The following is a 16,491-nucleotide window of genomic DNA, read 5'->3' as shown; positions in this document are numbered from 1 at the left end:
GGGGCAGTCCGGGCGGCAAGGATCGCGCAGCCAAGGCCGGCGGCTGAGCGCCATGCAGCTTTCCGATCTTTCCGTTCGCAGGCCCGTCTTCGCCGCCGTCATCGCGGTGCTGCTCTGCATCGTGGGCGTCGTCGGTTATCTCAGCCTTTCGGTACGCGAATATCCGGACACCGATCCGCCCATCGTTTCGGTCGAAACCACCTATACGGGCGCGGCCGCATCCGTGGTCGAAACCCGCATCACCCAGTTGATCGAGGATGCGGTGGCGGGCGTCCAGGGTATCGAGACGATCACCTCCACATCGCAGGACGGTACGTCCAACATCAACATCGAATTCGATCCGTCGCGCGACATCGACACCGCCGCCAATGACGTGCGCGACCGGGTGGGTTCCGTGGTCGAGGATTTGCCGGAGGATGCGCTCGCCCCGGAAATTCGCAAGGTGGATTCCGACGCTCGCGCGATCCTTTTCATTGCCTTCTCGCGACCCGGATGGTCATCGATCAGGATCAGCGACTATCTCGACCGCAATGTGGCCGACCGGTTCGCCGCGATCGATGGCGTGGCGCGCGTAACCATCGGCGGCGAGGCGCGGCCATCGACCCGCATCTGGTTCAACGCCGAAAAGCTCGCCGCCTTCAACCTCACGCCGGCGGACGTGGAAGCCGCGTTGCGGCGCCAGAATGTGGAATTGCCCGCGGGCCGTTTCGAATCGAAAGACCAGAACCAGACGCTGCGCGTCGAACGGGCCTATGCCCGGCCGGACGAGTTCGCCCAACTGGTAGTGGGCCGTTCGGATGACGGCTATCAGGTGAAACTGGGCGATGTCGCACGTATCGAGGAGGGCGCTGAAAATCCCTACAGCAGCTTTCGCTCCAACCAGGGCACCGCGGTTGGCATCGGCATCATCCGCCAGTCTGGCGCGAATACGCTGGAGGTCGCGCAGAAGGCCAAGGCGCTGATCGCGGAACTGAAGTCGACCCTGCCGCAGGGCATGCGCGTCGCGATCGGCACTGATGAATCGCTTTTCATCGAGCGCGCGATCGAGAATGTCTATGACACGCTGATCGAGGCGGCGCTGCTCGTCATCCTCGTCATCTTCCTGTTCCTCGGTTCGGTGCGCGCCACGCTCATTCCGGCGGTCACGGTGCCGATCTGCCTGCTCGCGACCTGCGCCGTGATGTGGCTGCTCGGCCTGTCGATCAACCTGCTGACCTTGCTCGCCTTCGTCCTCGCCATCGGCCTGGTGGTGGACGATGCCATCGTGGTGCTCGAAAATGTCTATCACCGCGTGGAACAGGGGGACGATCCGCTGGTCGCCGCCTATCTCGGCACGCGGCAGGTGGGCTTCGCGATCATCTCGACCACGCTGGTCGTCTGTGCGGTGTTCGTGCCGGTCATGTTCCTGGCCGGACAAACCGGCCTGCTGTTCCGCGAACTCGCCATCGCGATGATCGCCGCCATCGCCTTTTCCGGTTTCATCTCGCTCAGCCTTGCGCCGATGCTCTGCTCAAAGCTGCTCAAGACGGCCGAGCGCGGCCGTCTGGCGCGCTGGGTGGACGAAAGGTTCCAGCGGCTGGAGGCTGGCTATGCCCGCTGGCTGGACCGCGCGCTGAAAAAACCGCTGCTGCCATTGCTGGGCGTGCTGCTGTTCCTGGGCGCCGCCGGATTCCTGTTCACCCGCCTGCCGACGGAGTTGGCGCCAGCGGAGGACACCGGCGTCGTGGAAGCGCAGATCAGCGCACCCGAAGGCACCGGCTTCGACCGGATGATGGCCTATATGAAGAAGATAGAGGACGATCTTGCCTTCCTGCGCAAGGATGGCACGCTTCAGAATCTGGTCGTCCGTACGCCCTCGGGCTTCGGTACCACCGACGATTTCAACGGCGGAAACATCATCGCCTTTCTGCGGCCCTGGGAGGATCGCGTCATCACCACGGCCGAAGTGGCGACCGTCATAAACCGGGTGATCGCGGATCAGCCCGGCGTTCGTGGCAATGCCGCGCCCCGGTCCGGCCTCGGGCGCGGACGCGGACTGCCGGTCAACGTCGTGCTTGCCGGTTCGACCTATGAAGGACTGGTCGCCGCGCGTGACCGGATCATGGCCGCCGCCGCCAACTATCCCGGCCTCATCAATCTCGACAGCGACTATAAGGAATCCAAGCCGCAGATGCGGATTGAGATGAACCTGCCGCGCGCGGGCGATCTTGGCGTGTCGGCCAACGACATCAGCCAGGCGCTGCAAAGCCTGCTGGGGTCGCGCCGCGTGACGACCTATGTCGATCGGGGCGAGGAATATCGCGTCATCGTGCAGGCGGAACAGCAAGGGCGGCAAACGCTTGCCGACCTGGAACGGATCAACGTGCGCAGCCGGTCCGGCGCACTGGTGCCGCTGTCCGCGCTGGTGACGGTGCGCGAAGTCGCCGGCCCGCGCCAGCTCAATCGGTACAACAAGCTGCGCGCGATCACCCTGACCGCGGCCCTTGCGCCGGGCACATCGCTTGGCGAGGCGTTGACCTTCCTGGAGTATCAGGCGCGCCAGTCTCCCGAAGTGCTCGCCATCGGCTATCGGGGCGAAAGCCAGTCGCTGCGGGAAACCGGCGGGTCGATCTGGCTGGTGTTCGGCCTCACGATCCTGATCGTCTTTTTGCTGCTCGCCGCCCAGTTCGAGAGCTTCATCCACCCTGCGGTCATCATCGCGACCGTGCCGCTGGCGGTCGCGGGCGGGGCACTCGGGTTGGCGCTGACCGGCGGATCGGTCAACCTATACAGCCAGATCGGCATCGTCATGCTGGTCGGCCTTGCGGCCAAAAACGGCATCCTGATCGTCGAATTCGCCAACCAGCTGCGCGACGAAGGGCTGGAGATCGCCGAGGCGATCCGTGAAGCCGCCAGACGCCGCCTCCGCCCGATCCTGATGACGTCGATCGCCACCGTCATCGGCGCGGTGCCGCTCGTCATCCGGGGCGGGGCAGGGGCTGCGGCGCGCCACTCGATCGGCGTCGTGGTGGTATCCGGCGTCAGCCTCGCCACGCTGATCACGCTCTTCCTGATACCGATCTTCTACTCGCGCGTTGCCAAGCGCACGGTTTCTCCGCAAACCGTTGGTCGCAAGCTGGATTCGGCGCTTAGGGATTCGCCCGATCCGGCGGAGTGACATGGGTGGGGAGTGTTGCTGCCGATGAATGAAATCGCGTCTCCGGGCCAGTTGCGCCTTGCCTATCTGCGATGGGCGCTGGTTACGGTTCCGGCCATCGTGTTTCTGGGTTTCCTGTCGGGAAAGCTGTCCAACAGCGGCTATGGTAACCGCTGGTTCGATGCCTTGGTCAAACCCGCTGTCATGCCGCCCGGCTGGGCGTTCGGCGTGGTCTGGACCATCCTCTATGTTCTGATGGCGCTTGCCTTCGCCATGGTCCTTCACGCGCGCGGTGCGCGCGGCCGGGGCGCGGCGATCATGCTTTTCCTCGTCCAGCTGATCATGAATCTGGCCTGGTCCCCGCTTTTCTTCCGTGCGCATCAGATCGGGGAGGCGCTGTTCCTGCTTGTTGCGCTTTTCGTCGTCGTCGCGGTTGTGACGGTGCTTTTCTGGCGCATTCGTCGCCTCGCAGGCGTGCTGCTGCTTCCCTATCTTGCATGGCTGGCCTTTGCCTCCTTCCTCAACTATGAGATCGGCCAGCTCAACCCCGGCGCCGAAACCCTTGTCGCTCCGGCGCTCAAGACCCAGATATAGACGACAGGGCGCGCGGGTCGCGCTGCAGGAAGGACAAGAGAGATGCAGAGCGAGAACCGCTTTTTCGATGATCTGGCCAAGCTGGTGAACGGCGCGGCCGGCACTTTCGCGGGCATGACCCGCGAGTTCGAATCCAACGCGCGGGAACGGGCCAAGGAGTGGATCGGCGGCATGGAATTCGTGTCGCGTGAGGAGTTTGACGCCGTTAAGGCCATGGCTGCGGCGGCGCGTGAAGAGGTCGAACTGCTGAAGGCGCGGCTCGATGCCCTCGAAGGCAAGAGCGGTGGCTCCAAGCCGGAAAGCGCGAACTGAACCGCCTGTCCTTTCGCCGCATGCGGTGATATGGCCCGCCGATGATGGACAGTGACGAATTCGAACATGGCGGTCAGGAAGCGGCCCCGATCGACATGCTGGCGGCCTATTTCGAGGCGCATGGCTGGAGCTTCGATCAGGTGGGCGACGACGAGATCGTCGCCAACACGCAGGGAAGCTGGGCGCAATATGAGCTGCGCGGCATCTGGCGCGACGAAGATCAGGTGCTCCAGCTGCTCGCCATGCCGGACATCCGCGTCACGGACGAAAAGCGCGGCTCGATCTACGAGACGCTGGGCCTGATCAACGAACAGCTTTGGATCGGCCATTTCGAGCTTTGGTCGTCCAGCGGCATCATCCTTTTCCGCCATGGCGCGCTGCTGGGCGCAGGCGGCACGCTGACGCTGGATCAGGCGCAATTGCTTGTCGAAACCGCGATCGACGAATGCGAGCGCTTCTATCCCGTGTTCCAGTTCGTCCTTTGGGGCGGCAAGTCGCCGTCCGAAGCCATCTCCGCCAGCCTGATCGAAACCCGCGGCGAGGCTTGACGGCCATGCGCGCGCCTGACGATGCAGGGACGTTCCCCGACCGCCTGTTCATGGTCGGTTGCGGAAACATGGCGGGCCAGATGCTGTCGCGCTGGCTGACGTGCGGACTGGATCCCGCGCGCGTCACCGTGATGCGTCCCAGCGGACGTCCGGTGGCTGATGGTGTTGCGGTCGTCAGGCACTATCCCGATGCGCTGCCGGCGGGAACCACGGTTCTGCTGGGCATGAAGCCTTACCAGATCGACGATGTGGCTGCCGCCCTTGCGCCCCGATGTGCTCCGGATCTACGGCTGGTGTCGATCCTGGCTGGAACGACGCTTGCCAAATTGCGCGCCGGGTTTCCCAATGTCCGCGCCATCGTCCGCGCAATGCCCAATCTTCCCGTGGGGCTGGGGGAAGGCGTGACTGCCTTGTTCACCGATGATGATACTGACGCGGCGGCCAAAGGGTCGATCAGCGCATTGATCCAGCCGCTCGGCCTTGCCGAATGGATTGATGACGAAGCGCTGTTCAACCGGATCACCGCACTGTCCGGCTGCGGCCCTGCCTTCCTCTTCCGCTTCATAGACGCGCTGGCACGGGCGGGGGAGGCCATAGGCATCCCGGCGGATCAAGCCGCGCGCATGGCTCTCGCGACGGTTCAGGGCTCCGCCAACATGGCGGCTCGCGCGGCTGTCAGCCCGGCGGCGCTTGCCGACCAGGTTGCTTCTCCGGGCGGCATGACGCGCGAGGGGCTGAACGTGCTGGATGCGGACCAGAGGCTGCTGACGCTGCTTGCCGACACGCTGGCTGCGGCCCGCGACCGGGGCGAAGCGATGGCGCGCGGCGCATAGCATTCGACAAGGATATTCCATGCTGTCTTCCGAAACGCCCATTTTGCTGCTGACCACCGGCGGAACGATCGACAAAATCTATTTCGACGCGCTGTCCGACTATCAGGTGGGCGAGACGGTGATGGCGAAGCTGCTGGAGATCGCCCGGGTGAAGCGGCCCTTCCGCGTCGAGGAAGTGACCCGCAAGGACAGCCTGGAACTGGACGATCGTGACCGCGCCCTAATTTATGCGCGGGTTTCGGCGGCGCCGGAAAATCATGTCGTCATCACCCACGGCACGGACACGATGACGGACACGGCCAAGCTGCTGCGTGACATCCCGGGCAAGACGATCGTGTTGGTCGGCGCGCTTGCGCCCGCGCGCTTCGGCGAAAGCGACGCCAGTTTCAACCTGGGCATGGCCTTCGCGACGGCGCAGGTTGCCGAACCCGGCGTCTATATTACCATGAGCGGATCGGTGTTCCGCGCGGACAGGGTGGTGAAGGATCGTGCCAAGGGGGCGTTCGTGCCCGTTCCCGACAGCATGGATTGAAGTCCAGCGCAGACGGTTCCACGTCTCGCCCCTGCGGGAACCTCCTTCCTCGTTGCGGCATTGTTGCTGCGGGTGGCGTATGAGGAGGAGAGCGACATGACCGATTATCGCGGTGATTATCAGGACCGGCCGACAACCACGACGACTGTCATCGAAAAGCGTGGCGGCGGCACGACGCTCGCGGTTCTGCTGCTGGTTGTCGTGGTGGCGGTCGCCGCCTTCTTCCTGGTCTCCAGCCAGACGAACAAGGACAATGCCGTAAGCAGTGCGGCGACGCAGGTAGGCCAGGCGGCCAGCGACGTCGGCGACGCGGCCAAGGATGCCGCGGGCGCAGCCAAGGGCGACTGATCGCGGCGACCGAATGCAACGAAAAAGGGCGCCCCGAACCAAGCCGGAGCGCCCTTTTTCATTGCCCCTGATGAAGGCCTGACTTAGGCTTCGACCTTCACATGCTTGGGCGCAGCTTCGTTCAGGATGCGCAGGATCTTCTTGAGCGCGCTCGGCTCGTCCGTTTCTTCCATGGCGGCCAGTTCGCGCGCAAGGCGGCTGGAAGCAGCCTCGAAAATCTGCCGTTCGGAATAGCTCTGCTCGGGCTGGTCGTCGGCGCGGAACAGGTCGCGAGTCACTTCGGCGATCGACACCAGGTCACCCGAATTGATCTTGGCCTCATATTCCTGCGCGCGGCGCGACCACATGGTGCGCTTGACCTTGGGCTTGCCCTTCAGCGTTTCCATCGCCTCCTCCAGCGTCTTGTTGGAGGACAGCTTGCGCATGCCCACACCTTCGGCCTTGTTGGTCGGCACACGCAGCGTCATACGCTCCTTTTCGAAGCGGAGCACATATAGCTCCAGCTCCATGCCCGCGATCTGCTCCTTTTGCAGTTCGATCACACGGCCAACGCCATGCTTGGGGTAAACGACATAATCACCAACGTCAAAGGACAGCGCCTTGGCAGCCATTTGATACCTTTCCAATTCAACCGGGGAACGGGACGAACGCGGGGGCAGATGTGCCAGAGAGACAAATGCCGGGAAGTCCACGGCGCCACCGTCATGACATGAAGATCATTCTCCAGGGCCGGACAGGGGGACATCCGGCCATCGATCGCCTATTTAGCAGATTCGTAACAAAATTACCACCCCCGGACACAATGTCTGGGGATGGCGTTGAAACTGCTTGAAACGGCGATGGCGTCAGCTGCCCGATCCGGGCTCCGGCGAAAAGAATTTTTCCAGCTTGTTCTCGATGCCGCTCATGGCGTCGGCATCGCCGGGCGCGTCGCCCTTGACCGTGATGTTGGGCCATTCCGCCGAATATTTCGCGTTCAGCTCCAGCCACTGCTCCAGGCCGTTCTCTGTATCGGGCAGAATCGCCTCGGCGGGGCATTCGGGTTCGCACACGCCGCAGTCGATGCATTCATTGGGGTTGATGACCAGCATATTCTCGCCCTCGTAGAAGCAATCGACGGGGCAGACCTCCACGCAATCCATATATTTGCAGCGGATGCAGTTGTCGGTCACGACATAGGTCATTGGCTGGCACTCTTGGTGTTGAAAAACGCGGCCCTGCTATGCCCGCATGCGCGCAAGGTCAATGAGGATATTGTTGCCATGGACGTAGGGCCGGTTTGGCGGGACGGCGCGGAAGTTCACACCGTCGCAGGCCCGTCGGGACGAGCCATCAGGGAAGGCAGGAGTGGCAGGAAGAAGCCCGGCGGCGGGGTCAGCTCCCCACCGTCAGTTCCTCATAACAGGCCTGCGCTTCCGGGGCGGGACCGCGCCTGGCCGGCAGTGTCATCACCCGGACCACGCGCACCTTATCGAAATGGGGAAAGGTGATGAGATCGCCCATACGGACCGGCGCATGGGCGCGGTCGATGCGTCGGCCGTTGAGGCGGATATGGCCGTCCTCCGCCAGCGCCTGCGCGTTCGAGCGGCTTTTGGACAGCCGCGCGAACCACAGGAATTTGTCGATGCGAAGGCTGGGCCCATGCCCCACCGTCGCCGCGTCAGCCATTGCGGCCCAGAAGCTCGGCGAGCCCGGCAAAGGCGTTGTTGGCAGGCGCTGGCGTGCTGCCGGCCGAAGCGGGGCGCGGGGCGCGTTCGCGTGACAGGCGGCGATCGCCCTCCGGCTTGCCGCCGGGCTTGCCGGCGCGGGGCTTGCTGCCCTGCTGCTGGCGGTCCGGGCGCGGCTTCTGACGCCCGCGGAAAGCCCAGTTCGCGCCGGCAGGAACAGGCGTCGCAACCTCGGTCGTTTCAGTGCCTTCCGCCGTTTCGGCAGGCGCTAAGCCTTCGACATCCTCGACGCAGGGAACATCCGCGGCAGGCGCGCGGGGGGCAACGGGCCGGAATCCAGCCAGACGCATCAGCGTCAGGAAGGATGGTTCGCTAAGACCCAGGGACACGATCTGCGGGCTGGTCGCGGTGAAGGGCTCATCCTTCGCAATCGCCTCATGCGCGGCGCGGGCCATGCGCTCGGCCATGTCGATGCGCAGCATCTGGTCGCCGAAACCGCGGAAGCCCGCGATCCGCGCGCCCATCTGCGCCGGCTTCTCGCCCGCCGGGATCAGCGTCAGGCCGGGGCCGGGCAGGGGCAGGCAGGGCTTGGCGATGCGCGCCGACAGCAACGCCGATCGCCAGCGCGCCGCGCCGGGCTTCAGCAAGCCGGGGTGATAGATGTCGAGCACGCCGATATCGATGCCGGCCTTGCGCAGCAGATGCCGCTGTTCCTTGTCCAGATGTCCGAGCGCATCGTCCAGATCGGTCCGTGCCATGACGCCGCCTGCATCGGCCAGCTGGGCGAAGACGGCGCGCACGACAGGCGGCACCGCCGGATCCGCGGCGCTTTCCGCCATCTTCACAAGCGGCAGCAAATGCTTCTGCTTCTGCGCCTCGAACCAGGTCGAAAGCCGGGCGACGACCTGCTTCTGCACATCCTGTCCCAACGCCAGCAGCGCGCGGTCCAGCCGGATGTCCGGCGACAGCAGGCTCGGCCCGGCCAGCAGGGCCGCCACCGTCGTCCCGCCCCAGGCGATGCCTGGCGCCTGTCCCGCCTCGTCCAGCAGCACGAAATCCGCGTCCGTCGCCGCCACCAGTTCTTCAGCCTTCACCCGCAACACCTTTCCAAGCCGGCGATCGGCCGCCGCCAGCAACATCTTCCGATCGGCAAGCCGCGTAGCGGGATCGACCGAGAATCGGAAGCCGTCAAGTCGCCCAATCGTCTCGCCATCGACGCAGACTGTCCCGTCCTGCTCCACCGTCACCGGCAGGTTGCTGGCATTCTGGCCGATGTCGCGCAACAGGACGGACGTGCGCCGGTCCACGAAACGTTGGGTCAAAGCGGCATGCAGTGCGTCCGAGAGCTTCTCCTCCAGCATGCGCGTGCGCTCTGCCATCTCGGCCGGATGCTCCAGCCAATCGGCCCGATGCGCGATATAGGCCCATGTCCGCGTGGCCGCGATGCGGCCGGAAATCGTGTCGATGTCGCCCTGCACCGAATCGAGTCGCGCGATCTGCTGCGCGAACCAGTCGCGGGGAATATGGCCCGACCCTTCGGACAGGAAACGCCATATCCGGCTCACCATGCGGGCATGGTGGTCCGCTCCCAGCTTCTGGAAGTCGGGCAGGCCGCACGCGGCCCAGAGCCGTTCCACCTGCCGCTTGCCCTTCGTCCGTTCGATGACGAGCGGGTCGGCCGCAAGGCGCTTAAGCACGGCCAGGTCCACCGCCTCGGGCGCGGCGCGCAGTTCGGGGCGGTCGGGTTTTGCCTCCAGATCGGCCACCAGATGGTCCAGCCGGTCGGTGCGTGGCGTACCGTCACGCCAGAAAAGCTGGTCGATCGGCGGGAAATGATGCGATTCGATCGCCTCTATTTCCTCGGGCGTGAAGGCGGCGTCGCCATCCTCATGGCCCAGGCTGCCGAACGTCCCGTCGCGATGGTGCCGCCCCGCGCGGCCGGCGATCTGCGCCATTTCGCTGACGGTCAGGCGGCGGGCGCGCCGGCCGTCGAATTTCCGCAGCGAAGCGAAGGCGACATGCGCGACGTCAAGGTTGAGGCCCATGCCGATGGCGTCGGTCGCGACCAGATAGTCGACCTCGCCATTCAGGAACATCTGCACCTGCGCGTTCCGGGTGCGCGGGGACAGCGCGCCCATCACCACCGCCGCGCCACCGCGAAACCGCCGCAGCATCTCCGCCACGGCATAGACTTCCTCTGCCGAAAAGGCGACGATGGCGGACCGCTTGGGCAGGCGGGACAATTTCTTGGCGCCCGCGTAGGACAGGGTGGAGAAACGCGGGCGGCTGATGATCTCCACGTCGGGGACCAGCGCCTTCACCACCCGGCTTATGCTGGCGGACCCAAGGATCATCGTCTCCTCCCGGCCCCGCGCCCGCAGGATGCGGTCGGTGAAGATATGGCCGCGCTCCGGGTCCGCGCCGAGCTGCGCCTCGTCCAGCGCGACGAACGCCAAGTCGCGGTCAAGGCTCATCGATTCCGCTGTGCAAAGGAAATAGCGCGCGCCCGGCGGCACGATCTTCTCTTCGCCGGTGATGAGCGCGACTGACTGCGGTCCCTTGATCGCGACGACCCGATCATAGACCTCTCGCGCCAGGAGGCGCAGGGGAAAGCCCATCATGCCGCTTGAATGGCCGCACATGCGCTCGACTGCGAGGTGGGTCTTGCCGGTGTTGGTCGGTCCCAGGACCGCGGTGACGGGAGAGCGGGCGAACTGGGCCATGGTGCCTCCTATGTCGGGCAGGCCGCCCGGATCGGCAAGGGATTTCGCCGCCCCATGCCCGATTGCGACGCCTGTCGGACGGTTCGCACGTTTCATCGTCGCGCCGTGCGCCCGGCCGCGCTCTTTATTTGACTTTAACCCTGTGCGTTCACAAAGGTCGCGCTCACGCACGGCGCGGGGGCTGTGCGGGGCGGCGAAGCCCATGGGGATGCGGGTTTGTTTCAGGATCACCGACTCGGATTGCAGCAGGGCGGCGCAACGGCATCGCTGTGGGCAACCGAATCGCTGAGCCGCTCTCCGGCACCGCAGGACTGGCGCGTGCGCCTGCGGGAATGGGCCGATGAGGTCGAGCTGGTCCCCGATCTTGGCCAGCGGATCGGCAGCCGCACCTGGTTCCGGGGGCTGTTCACTTGCTTGGGCCTCTGCGCCATGGCGCTCTATCTGTCGCCGGCTTTCGAGCCTGTTCCAGGCGCTCCCGGCCCGGTCCTTTCGGATGCGCATTATGATGAAGTGCGCAGCCAGATGATCACGCCGCTGGCGCTCGGCGCGGACAGCGGACGACATATGGGATCGACCGACACCGTGCAGCCGCTGCGCGAAACACCCGAGCGGCCGCAGATCGAATTGAGCGCCCAGGTCGGGAGCAGCGACACGCTTGCCCGCGCCCTGTCGCGCGCCGGCGTGAGCGGCGACGACGTGTCGACGGTCATGAGCCTTGTCGGTGGCGATATCGACGGGGGCGTGAAGCCGGGCACCCGGCTCGACATCGTCCTTGGCCGCCGCGCCGCGCGAGACCGGCCGCGGCCGTTGGACCGGCTGGCGTTCCGCGCGCGGCTCGACCTCAGCGTCGAACTGACGCGCAACGGAGGGCTGCTGTCCGCCAGGCGCATTCCCATCCGGGTGGACGATACGCCGCTCCGCATCCAGGGCGTGGTGGGCGACAGCATCTACCGTTCCGCCCGCGCGGCCGGCGCGCCGCCCCGCGCGGTGCAGGCTTTCCTGCGCGTCATCGCGCAGCAGGTCGATCTTGGCGGCATCGCGGCCGGCGACCGCTACGACATCGTCACCGAATATCGCCGCGCCGAAACCGGCGATGTGGAGGTGGGCGACCTTCTCTATGCCGGGCTCCGGCGTGGGCGCGGCAAGTCGATCGACATGCTCAAATGGACCAAGGACGGCCGGACCGAATGGTTCGAGGCATCGGGCGTCGGCGAACGGCGCGGCGTCCTGTCCTCGCCCGTGGCAGGCCGCATGTCGTCGGGTTTCGGCATGCGCCGTCATCCGATTCTGGGCTATACCCGGATGCACGCCGGCATCGATTTCGCCGCGCGCTATGGATCGCCCATCTATGCGGTCACCGACGGCGTGGTCGCCTATGCGGGGCGGCACGGCGGGCATGGCAATTATGTCCGCATCGAACATGGCGGCGGTCTTGCCACCGGCTATGCCCATATGAGCCGCATCGCCGCGATACCCGGCCAGCGGGTGCGGCGCGGGCAGGTGATCGGCTATGTCGGCTCCACGGGCCTGTCCACCGGACCCCACCTCCATTATGAGCTGTATCGCAACGGCGTGACGGTCAACCCATTGTCGGTGCGCTTCACGACCACGGCGCAGTTGGCCGGCGCGGAACTGGCGGCCTTCCGCGCGAAGCTCGCCCACTATCGCCAGCTGCGCGTCGGCCTGCATGACAGTTTCGCGCAGGCTGCCGGCGCGGGCCCTGCCGTTCGGAGCAAATAAGCTGCTTTCCGCCTGTCGCCGGTTCCGCTAACGGCGGCGCATGACCGCTCCAGTCACCGCCATCCTGCTTGCGGGCGCGCGCCCGGTTCCCGATCCGCTGGCGCTCGCGGCTGGCGTGCCGGTCAAGCCGCTCGCGCCGGTCGCCGGCCGGCCGATGATCGACTATCCCGCCCGTGCGCTGCTGGATCATCCGGCGGTCGGGCAGCTCGTCATCCTGACCCAGCGCCCGGACCTCTACGCCGCCGACCCGGCCACCGCCTGGCTCGCGAGCCATCCGCGCGTCCGGTTCGAAACGGGCGGGCAGGGGATTGCCGCCTCGCTGCTGTCGCTGATGGATGGAGGGGGGCTGTCCTATCCGCTCCTGCTGACGACGGCCGATCATGTCCTGCTGGACCTGGCAATGCTCGACCAGTTTGTGGCGCAGGCCGCGGGCGCGGACGTCGCCGTCGCGCTGGTGGAGCGCCGCACCTTGCTGGCCCGCTATCCGCAATCGCGCCGCACCTGGCTCAAGTTCCGCGACGGCTGGTGGTCGGGCGCGAACCTCTTCTGGTTCGGGAGCGACAGGGCAAAGCGCGTCATCGCGCTGTGGCAGGAGGTGGAGCAGGATCGGAAGAAAGGCTGGAAGATCCTCGCCGCTTTCGGTCCGGTCGCCCTGCTCGGGGCGCTGCTGCGCCTCCTCACGCTGCGTGGCGGGATCGCCCGCGTCGGTCGCAAGTTCGGCCTTGCGGCGCGGCTGGTGGCGATGGACAAGGCCGAAGCCTGTATCGACGCCGACAAGCCGGAGGATGTGACCTTGATCGAGACGATCCTGCGCGGCGAGCGCGCGGCCTAGCGCCGGAAGCTCTCCGCCGCCGCGCAGGCGAGCTGGTCGGCCCGTTCATTTTCCGGGTGGCCGGCATGGCCCTTCACCCACTGCCACGTCACCTTATGCCGTCCTGCGGCGGCCAGCAGAGCCTGCCACAGCTCGACATTCTTCACCGGCTTGTTGTCGGCCGTCTTCCAGCCGCGCTTCTGCCAGCCGAACACCCATTTTGTGATGCCGTCCATCACATATTTGCTGTCAGTGTAGAGGGTTACACGGCATGGTTTCTTGAGCGTGGTAAGGGCTTCGATGGCTGCCATCATTTCCATGCGGTTATTGGTCGTCTGCGCTTCGCCGCCGGAAATCTCCTTTTCGACGGTGCCAAAGCGCAGCACCGCGCCCCAGCCGCCGGGGCCGGGATTGCCCTTGCACGCGCCGTCGGTGAAGATGTCGACCTGGGGAAGCTCGCTCATGCGCCGAGCAGGACCGCCGGATCGGCGCTGGCGTAGAAATCCAGACGGCGCAAATAAGCGAGGGGATCCTTGCGCGTCACCAGCGCATCGGCCGGCGTGTTGATCCAATCATAGGCGCGCGTCAGCAGGAAGCGAAGCGCCGCCCCCCGACAGAGGACCGGGAAGGCGGCCCGTTCCTGCTCCGTCAGCCCATGCGATGCCGTATAGCCCGACCCCAGCGCCGCTGCCCGCTCCGCGAACCAGGTCGCTCCGTCATTGCTGAAGCACCAGGCGCTGTGCGTCACGGCGAGGTCGTAGGCGCGAAGGTCCGTGCAGCTGAAATAAAAGTCGATAAGGCCGGTTACCCGGTCGCCGAGCATCAGCACATTGTCGGGAAACAGGTCCGCATGGATCACCGACCGGGCAAGGTCCGATGGCCAATGGGCGTCGAGAAAGGCCAGTTCCCGCGCTACCCGCGCGCCAAGGCCGGGGGCGACGCTGTCGAAGTCGTCGCCGCATTTCGTGGCGAGATCGTGCCATCCCGCAATGTCGAGCGCGTTGCGCCGCTCGCCGGCAAAACCCTGCGCCGCCCTGTGCAACTCGCCCAGAGCAACGCCCGCCGCGCGCGCCTGTGCCGGGGTCGGTTCGGTCACGCTGATCCCGGTCAGAAACTCGATCAGGCAGGCCGGACGGCCGCCAAGCTGTTGCAGTCGCTGTCCGCTTTTGTCAGCGATGAAGCGTGGGACAAGGCATCCGCGCGCGCCCAGATGGTCCAGCAGATCCATGAAAAAGGGCAGGTCGGCCTCATCCACCCGCTTTTCATAGAGGGTCAGGATAAAGCGATGGCCCTTTCCATCCGCGCCGGTCGTTTCCAGCAGGTAGTTGCTGTTCTCGACCCCTTCGGCGATGCCCTTGGCCGACACCAGCCGGCCGGCGTCGTAGCGGGTCAGGAAAGCGTCGATCTCTTCGGCGGGCACATGGGTATAGACCGCCATGGATCAGGCTGCCTCCAGCCCGCGTGGCAGCTTGAAGGCGATGCTCTCGCGCGCGGTTTCCACCTGTTCCTCGGTCACGGCGAACCGGCTGGCGATCCGGTCGACCACCTCGCGCACCAATATTTCGGGCGCTGACGCCCCGGCGGTCAGGCCCAGCGTGCGGACATCCGCCAGCCAGGCAAAATCGATCTCGTCCGCCCGCTGGATGAGGCGCGCGGGCGTGCCTTCCCGCTCCGCCACTTCCACCAGGCGCAGCGAATTGGAACTGTTCGGCGCGCCGATCACATAGAGCGCGTCGCAGCGCGGCGCTATCGCCTTCACCGCCGTCTGGCGGTTTGACGTGGCGTAGCAGATGTCCTCGCCCTTGGGCGCGGCGATGGTCGGGAAACGCCGCTCCAGCGTCGCGACGATCGCCGCCGTGTCATCGACGGACAATGTGGTCTGCGTCAGGAAGGCGAGATTGTCCGGATCGGCCGCATGGAAAGCTTCGGCATCCTCGACCGTCTCGATCAGCGTCATGGTGCCGGCCGGCACCTGGCCGAACGTCCCGATCACCTCCGGATGCCCCTTGTGCCCGACGAACAGGATGTGGCGGCCGGCCTCCACCTGCCGTTCGGCCTGGCGATGGACCTTGCTGACGAGCGGGCATGTCGCGTCCAGATAGTCGAGGCCGCGTTCCTCGGCCTTGGCCGGCACCGCCTTGGGCACGCCATGGGCGGAAAAGACGACCGGCACGCCGTCTGGCACCTGGTCCAGTTCCTCCACGAAAATCGCGCCCTTGGCCTTCAGGCTGTCCACCACATATTTGTTGTGGACGATTTCGTGCCGGACATAGACAGGCGGGCCATATTTCTCGATCGCCCGTTCGACGATGACGATGGCGCGATCGACCCCGGCGCAAAAGCCGCGCGGCGCGGCGATCAACAGGGTCATCGGGCGGCGGACGTCTGGCGCTTGGGTCATGCGAGCCGCTTAGGACAATGTGGTTCCGGAAGAAAGAGCCTTGAGGTTGCGCGGGCGGCGGGGGATGGATAAGGAAGCGCAAAGTTCCCGGCCCCGGCCGGCCCGCCAAGGATTGTCTGCTCGTGAAAACCGTCCGTCTTGCCGCTGTCGCCATGCTTGCCCTCGCTGTGGCGGGGTGCTCGAGCCGGGGCGAGATCGATGCCAGCGGCGGCATCGTCGCGGTCCGGTCGGCCTGTCCGGTCGCGGCGATCCCGGCGCAGACGGGGGACATGACGCTGTTCAACCCGGCAAACAGCACGGACGCCTCCGCGATCGACATTGTCGCCAACATCACCGATCTGCGGTCCACCTGTGCCGATGGCAGTCAATTCTACACCGAAGCGACCTTCACCGTGAATGCGCGCCGCACGGATGCCACCGCCGCGCGCCAGGTGACGTTGCCCTATTTCTCGGCCGTCGTGCAGGCGGGGACGAACGTCGTTGCCAAGCGCGTGGGGCAAGTGACGCTGACCTTCGCGCCCGGCCAATATCTCGCCAGCGCGCAAGCCAAGGCGGGGTCCTATGTGGACAAGGCGGCAGCGACCCTTCCAGCCGACATCCAGACGAAGATCACGCAGAAGCGCAAGGCCGGCGATGCGGACGCGGCGATCGATCCCTTTGCCCAGCCGGACGTCAAGGCGGCGTTGCAGCGGACCAGCTTTGAACTGCTGGTCGGGTTCAACCTGACGCAGGACCAGCTCCGATATAACGCCACCCGTTAAGCTCAGTCCCGTTCAACCGTTCGGGCCGAGCTTGTCGAAGCGCTGCCCTTCTTGAAAGACAGGAGCAGCCCTTCGACAGGCCCAG

At 65.7% G+C, this 16,491-nt stretch carries 17 protein-coding genes; 10 read left to right on the top strand and 7 right to left on the bottom strand.

The window, feature by feature from the left end:
* The first annotated feature begins 52 nt into the window (after window positions 1-52).
* The 7 genes from AX724_RS14750 to AX724_RS14720 all read left to right on the top strand — a co-directional run bounded on the left by AX724_RS14750 (window position 53) and on the right by AX724_RS14720 (window position 6,303).
* On the top strand, window positions 53-3,157 hold the full coding sequence (locus tag AX724_RS14750; RefSeq protein WP_066767741.1) for an efflux RND transporter permease subunit: 3,105 nt from the start codon (window positions 53-55) through the stop codon (window positions 3,155-3,157).
* Window positions 3,158-3,181: 24 nt separating this feature from the next.
* On the top strand, window positions 3,182-3,730 hold the full coding sequence (locus tag AX724_RS14745; protein ID WP_066767785.1) for a TspO/MBR family protein: 549 nt from the start codon (window positions 3,182-3,184) through the stop codon (window positions 3,728-3,730).
* Window positions 3,731-3,772: 42 nt separating this feature from the next.
* The gene (locus AX724_RS14740; protein WP_066767740.1) at window positions 3,773-4,042 is read left to right on the top strand and encodes an accessory factor UbiK family protein; all 270 of its coding nucleotides are present in this window, start codon (window positions 3,773-3,775) and stop codon (window positions 4,040-4,042) included.
* Window positions 4,043-4,083: 41 nt separating this feature from the next.
* The gene (locus AX724_RS14735) at window positions 4,084-4,590 is read left to right on the top strand and encodes a YbjN domain-containing protein (RefSeq protein ID WP_066767739.1); all 507 of its coding nucleotides are present in this window, start codon (window positions 4,084-4,086) and stop codon (window positions 4,588-4,590) included.
* 5 nt (window positions 4,591-4,595) lie between these two features.
* On the top strand, window positions 4,596-5,423 hold the full coding sequence (locus AX724_RS14730) for a pyrroline-5-carboxylate reductase family protein (protein WP_066767738.1): 828 nt from the start codon (window positions 4,596-4,598) through the stop codon (window positions 5,421-5,423).
* 19 nt (window positions 5,424-5,442) lie between these two features.
* Window positions 5,443-5,955, top strand: a complete 513-nt coding sequence (locus tag AX724_RS14725) for an asparaginase domain-containing protein (protein ID WP_066767737.1) — start codon at window positions 5,443-5,445, stop codon at window positions 5,953-5,955.
* A 96-nt stretch (window positions 5,956-6,051) separates the two neighbouring features.
* A complete protein-coding gene (locus AX724_RS14720) occupies window positions 6,052-6,303 on the top strand; it encodes a hypothetical protein (protein ID WP_066767736.1) in 252 nt (83 codons plus the stop codon).
* An 83-nt stretch (window positions 6,304-6,386) separates the two neighbouring features.
* Here the strand turns inward: AX724_RS14720 and AX724_RS14715 are convergent, their stop codons facing one another.
* The 4 genes from AX724_RS14715 to AX724_RS14700 all read right to left on the bottom strand — a co-directional run bounded on the left by AX724_RS14715 (window position 6,387) and on the right by AX724_RS14700 (window position 10,693).
* Entirely contained in the window at window positions 6,387-6,914 is a 528-nt protein-coding gene (locus tag AX724_RS14715) for a CarD family transcriptional regulator (protein WP_066767735.1), read from the bottom strand.
* 234 nt (window positions 6,915-7,148) lie between these two features.
* Window positions 7,149-7,487, bottom strand: coding sequence for a ferredoxin FdxA (fdxA, locus tag AX724_RS14710; RefSeq protein WP_066767733.1), 339 nt, complete (start codon window positions 7,485-7,487; stop codon window positions 7,149-7,151).
* Window positions 7,488-7,677: 190 nt separating this feature from the next.
* On the bottom strand, window positions 7,678-7,971 hold the full coding sequence (locus AX724_RS14705; protein WP_066767731.1) for an RNA-binding S4 domain-containing protein: 294 nt from the start codon (window positions 7,969-7,971) through the stop codon (window positions 7,678-7,680).
* Window positions 7,964-10,693: a helicase-related protein gene (locus tag AX724_RS14700; RefSeq protein WP_197421587.1), complete on the bottom strand. Its 2,730-nt coding sequence runs from the start codon at window positions 10,691-10,693 to the stop codon at window positions 7,964-7,966. Before AX724_RS14700 ends, AX724_RS14705 begins: the two co-directional genes overlap by 8 nt.
* Window positions 10,694-10,909: 216 nt before the next feature.
* Here AX724_RS14700 and AX724_RS14695 point away from each other — a divergent pair, with 216 nt between their 5' ends.
* Both AX724_RS14695 and AX724_RS14690 read left to right on the top strand, forming a co-directional pair.
* Entirely contained in the window at window positions 10,910-12,433 is a 1,524-nt protein-coding gene (locus AX724_RS14695) for a M23 family metallopeptidase (RefSeq protein ID WP_066767781.1), read from the top strand.
* A 40-nt stretch (window positions 12,434-12,473) separates the two neighbouring features.
* Window positions 12,474-13,265 carry a nucleotidyltransferase family protein gene (locus tag AX724_RS14690; RefSeq protein WP_066767730.1) on the top strand — a complete coding sequence of 264 codons (792 nt, stop codon included), beginning with the start codon at window positions 12,474-12,476 and terminating at the stop codon, window positions 13,263-13,265.
* Here the strand turns inward: AX724_RS14690 and rnhA are convergent.
* From rnhA to ispH, 3 genes are read right to left on the bottom strand one after another with little or no spacing between them, the layout of a single operon-like run.
* A complete protein-coding gene (gene rnhA / locus AX724_RS14685; RefSeq protein WP_066767729.1) occupies window positions 13,262-13,708 on the bottom strand; it encodes a ribonuclease HI in 447 nt (148 codons plus the stop codon). The genes AX724_RS14690 and rnhA overlap by 4 nt on opposite strands.
* A complete protein-coding gene (gene thrB / locus AX724_RS14680) occupies window positions 13,705-14,682 on the bottom strand; it encodes a homoserine kinase (protein WP_066767728.1) in 978 nt (325 codons plus the stop codon). Before thrB ends, rnhA begins: the two co-directional genes overlap by 4 nt.
* A 3-nt stretch (window positions 14,683-14,685) precedes the next feature.
* Window positions 14,686-15,645, bottom strand: a complete 960-nt coding sequence (ispH, locus tag AX724_RS14675) for a 4-hydroxy-3-methylbut-2-enyl diphosphate reductase (RefSeq protein WP_066767726.1) — start codon at window positions 15,643-15,645, stop codon at window positions 14,686-14,688.
* A 152-nt stretch (window positions 15,646-15,797) separates the two neighbouring features.
* On the opposite strand from ispH, the gene AX724_RS14670 reads away from it, so the two are divergent.
* Window positions 15,798-16,406, top strand: coding sequence for a hypothetical protein (locus AX724_RS14670; RefSeq protein WP_066767779.1), 609 nt, complete (start codon window positions 15,798-15,800; stop codon window positions 16,404-16,406).
* The last annotated feature ends 85 nt before the right edge of the window (window positions 16,407-16,491 follow it).

This window comes from Sphingobium sp. CCH11-B1, assembly GCF_001556865.1.
GTDB lineage: Bacteria > Pseudomonadota > Alphaproteobacteria > Sphingomonadales > Sphingomonadaceae > Sphingobium.
This window is presented reverse-complemented; position numbering and strand designations above follow the sequence as displayed.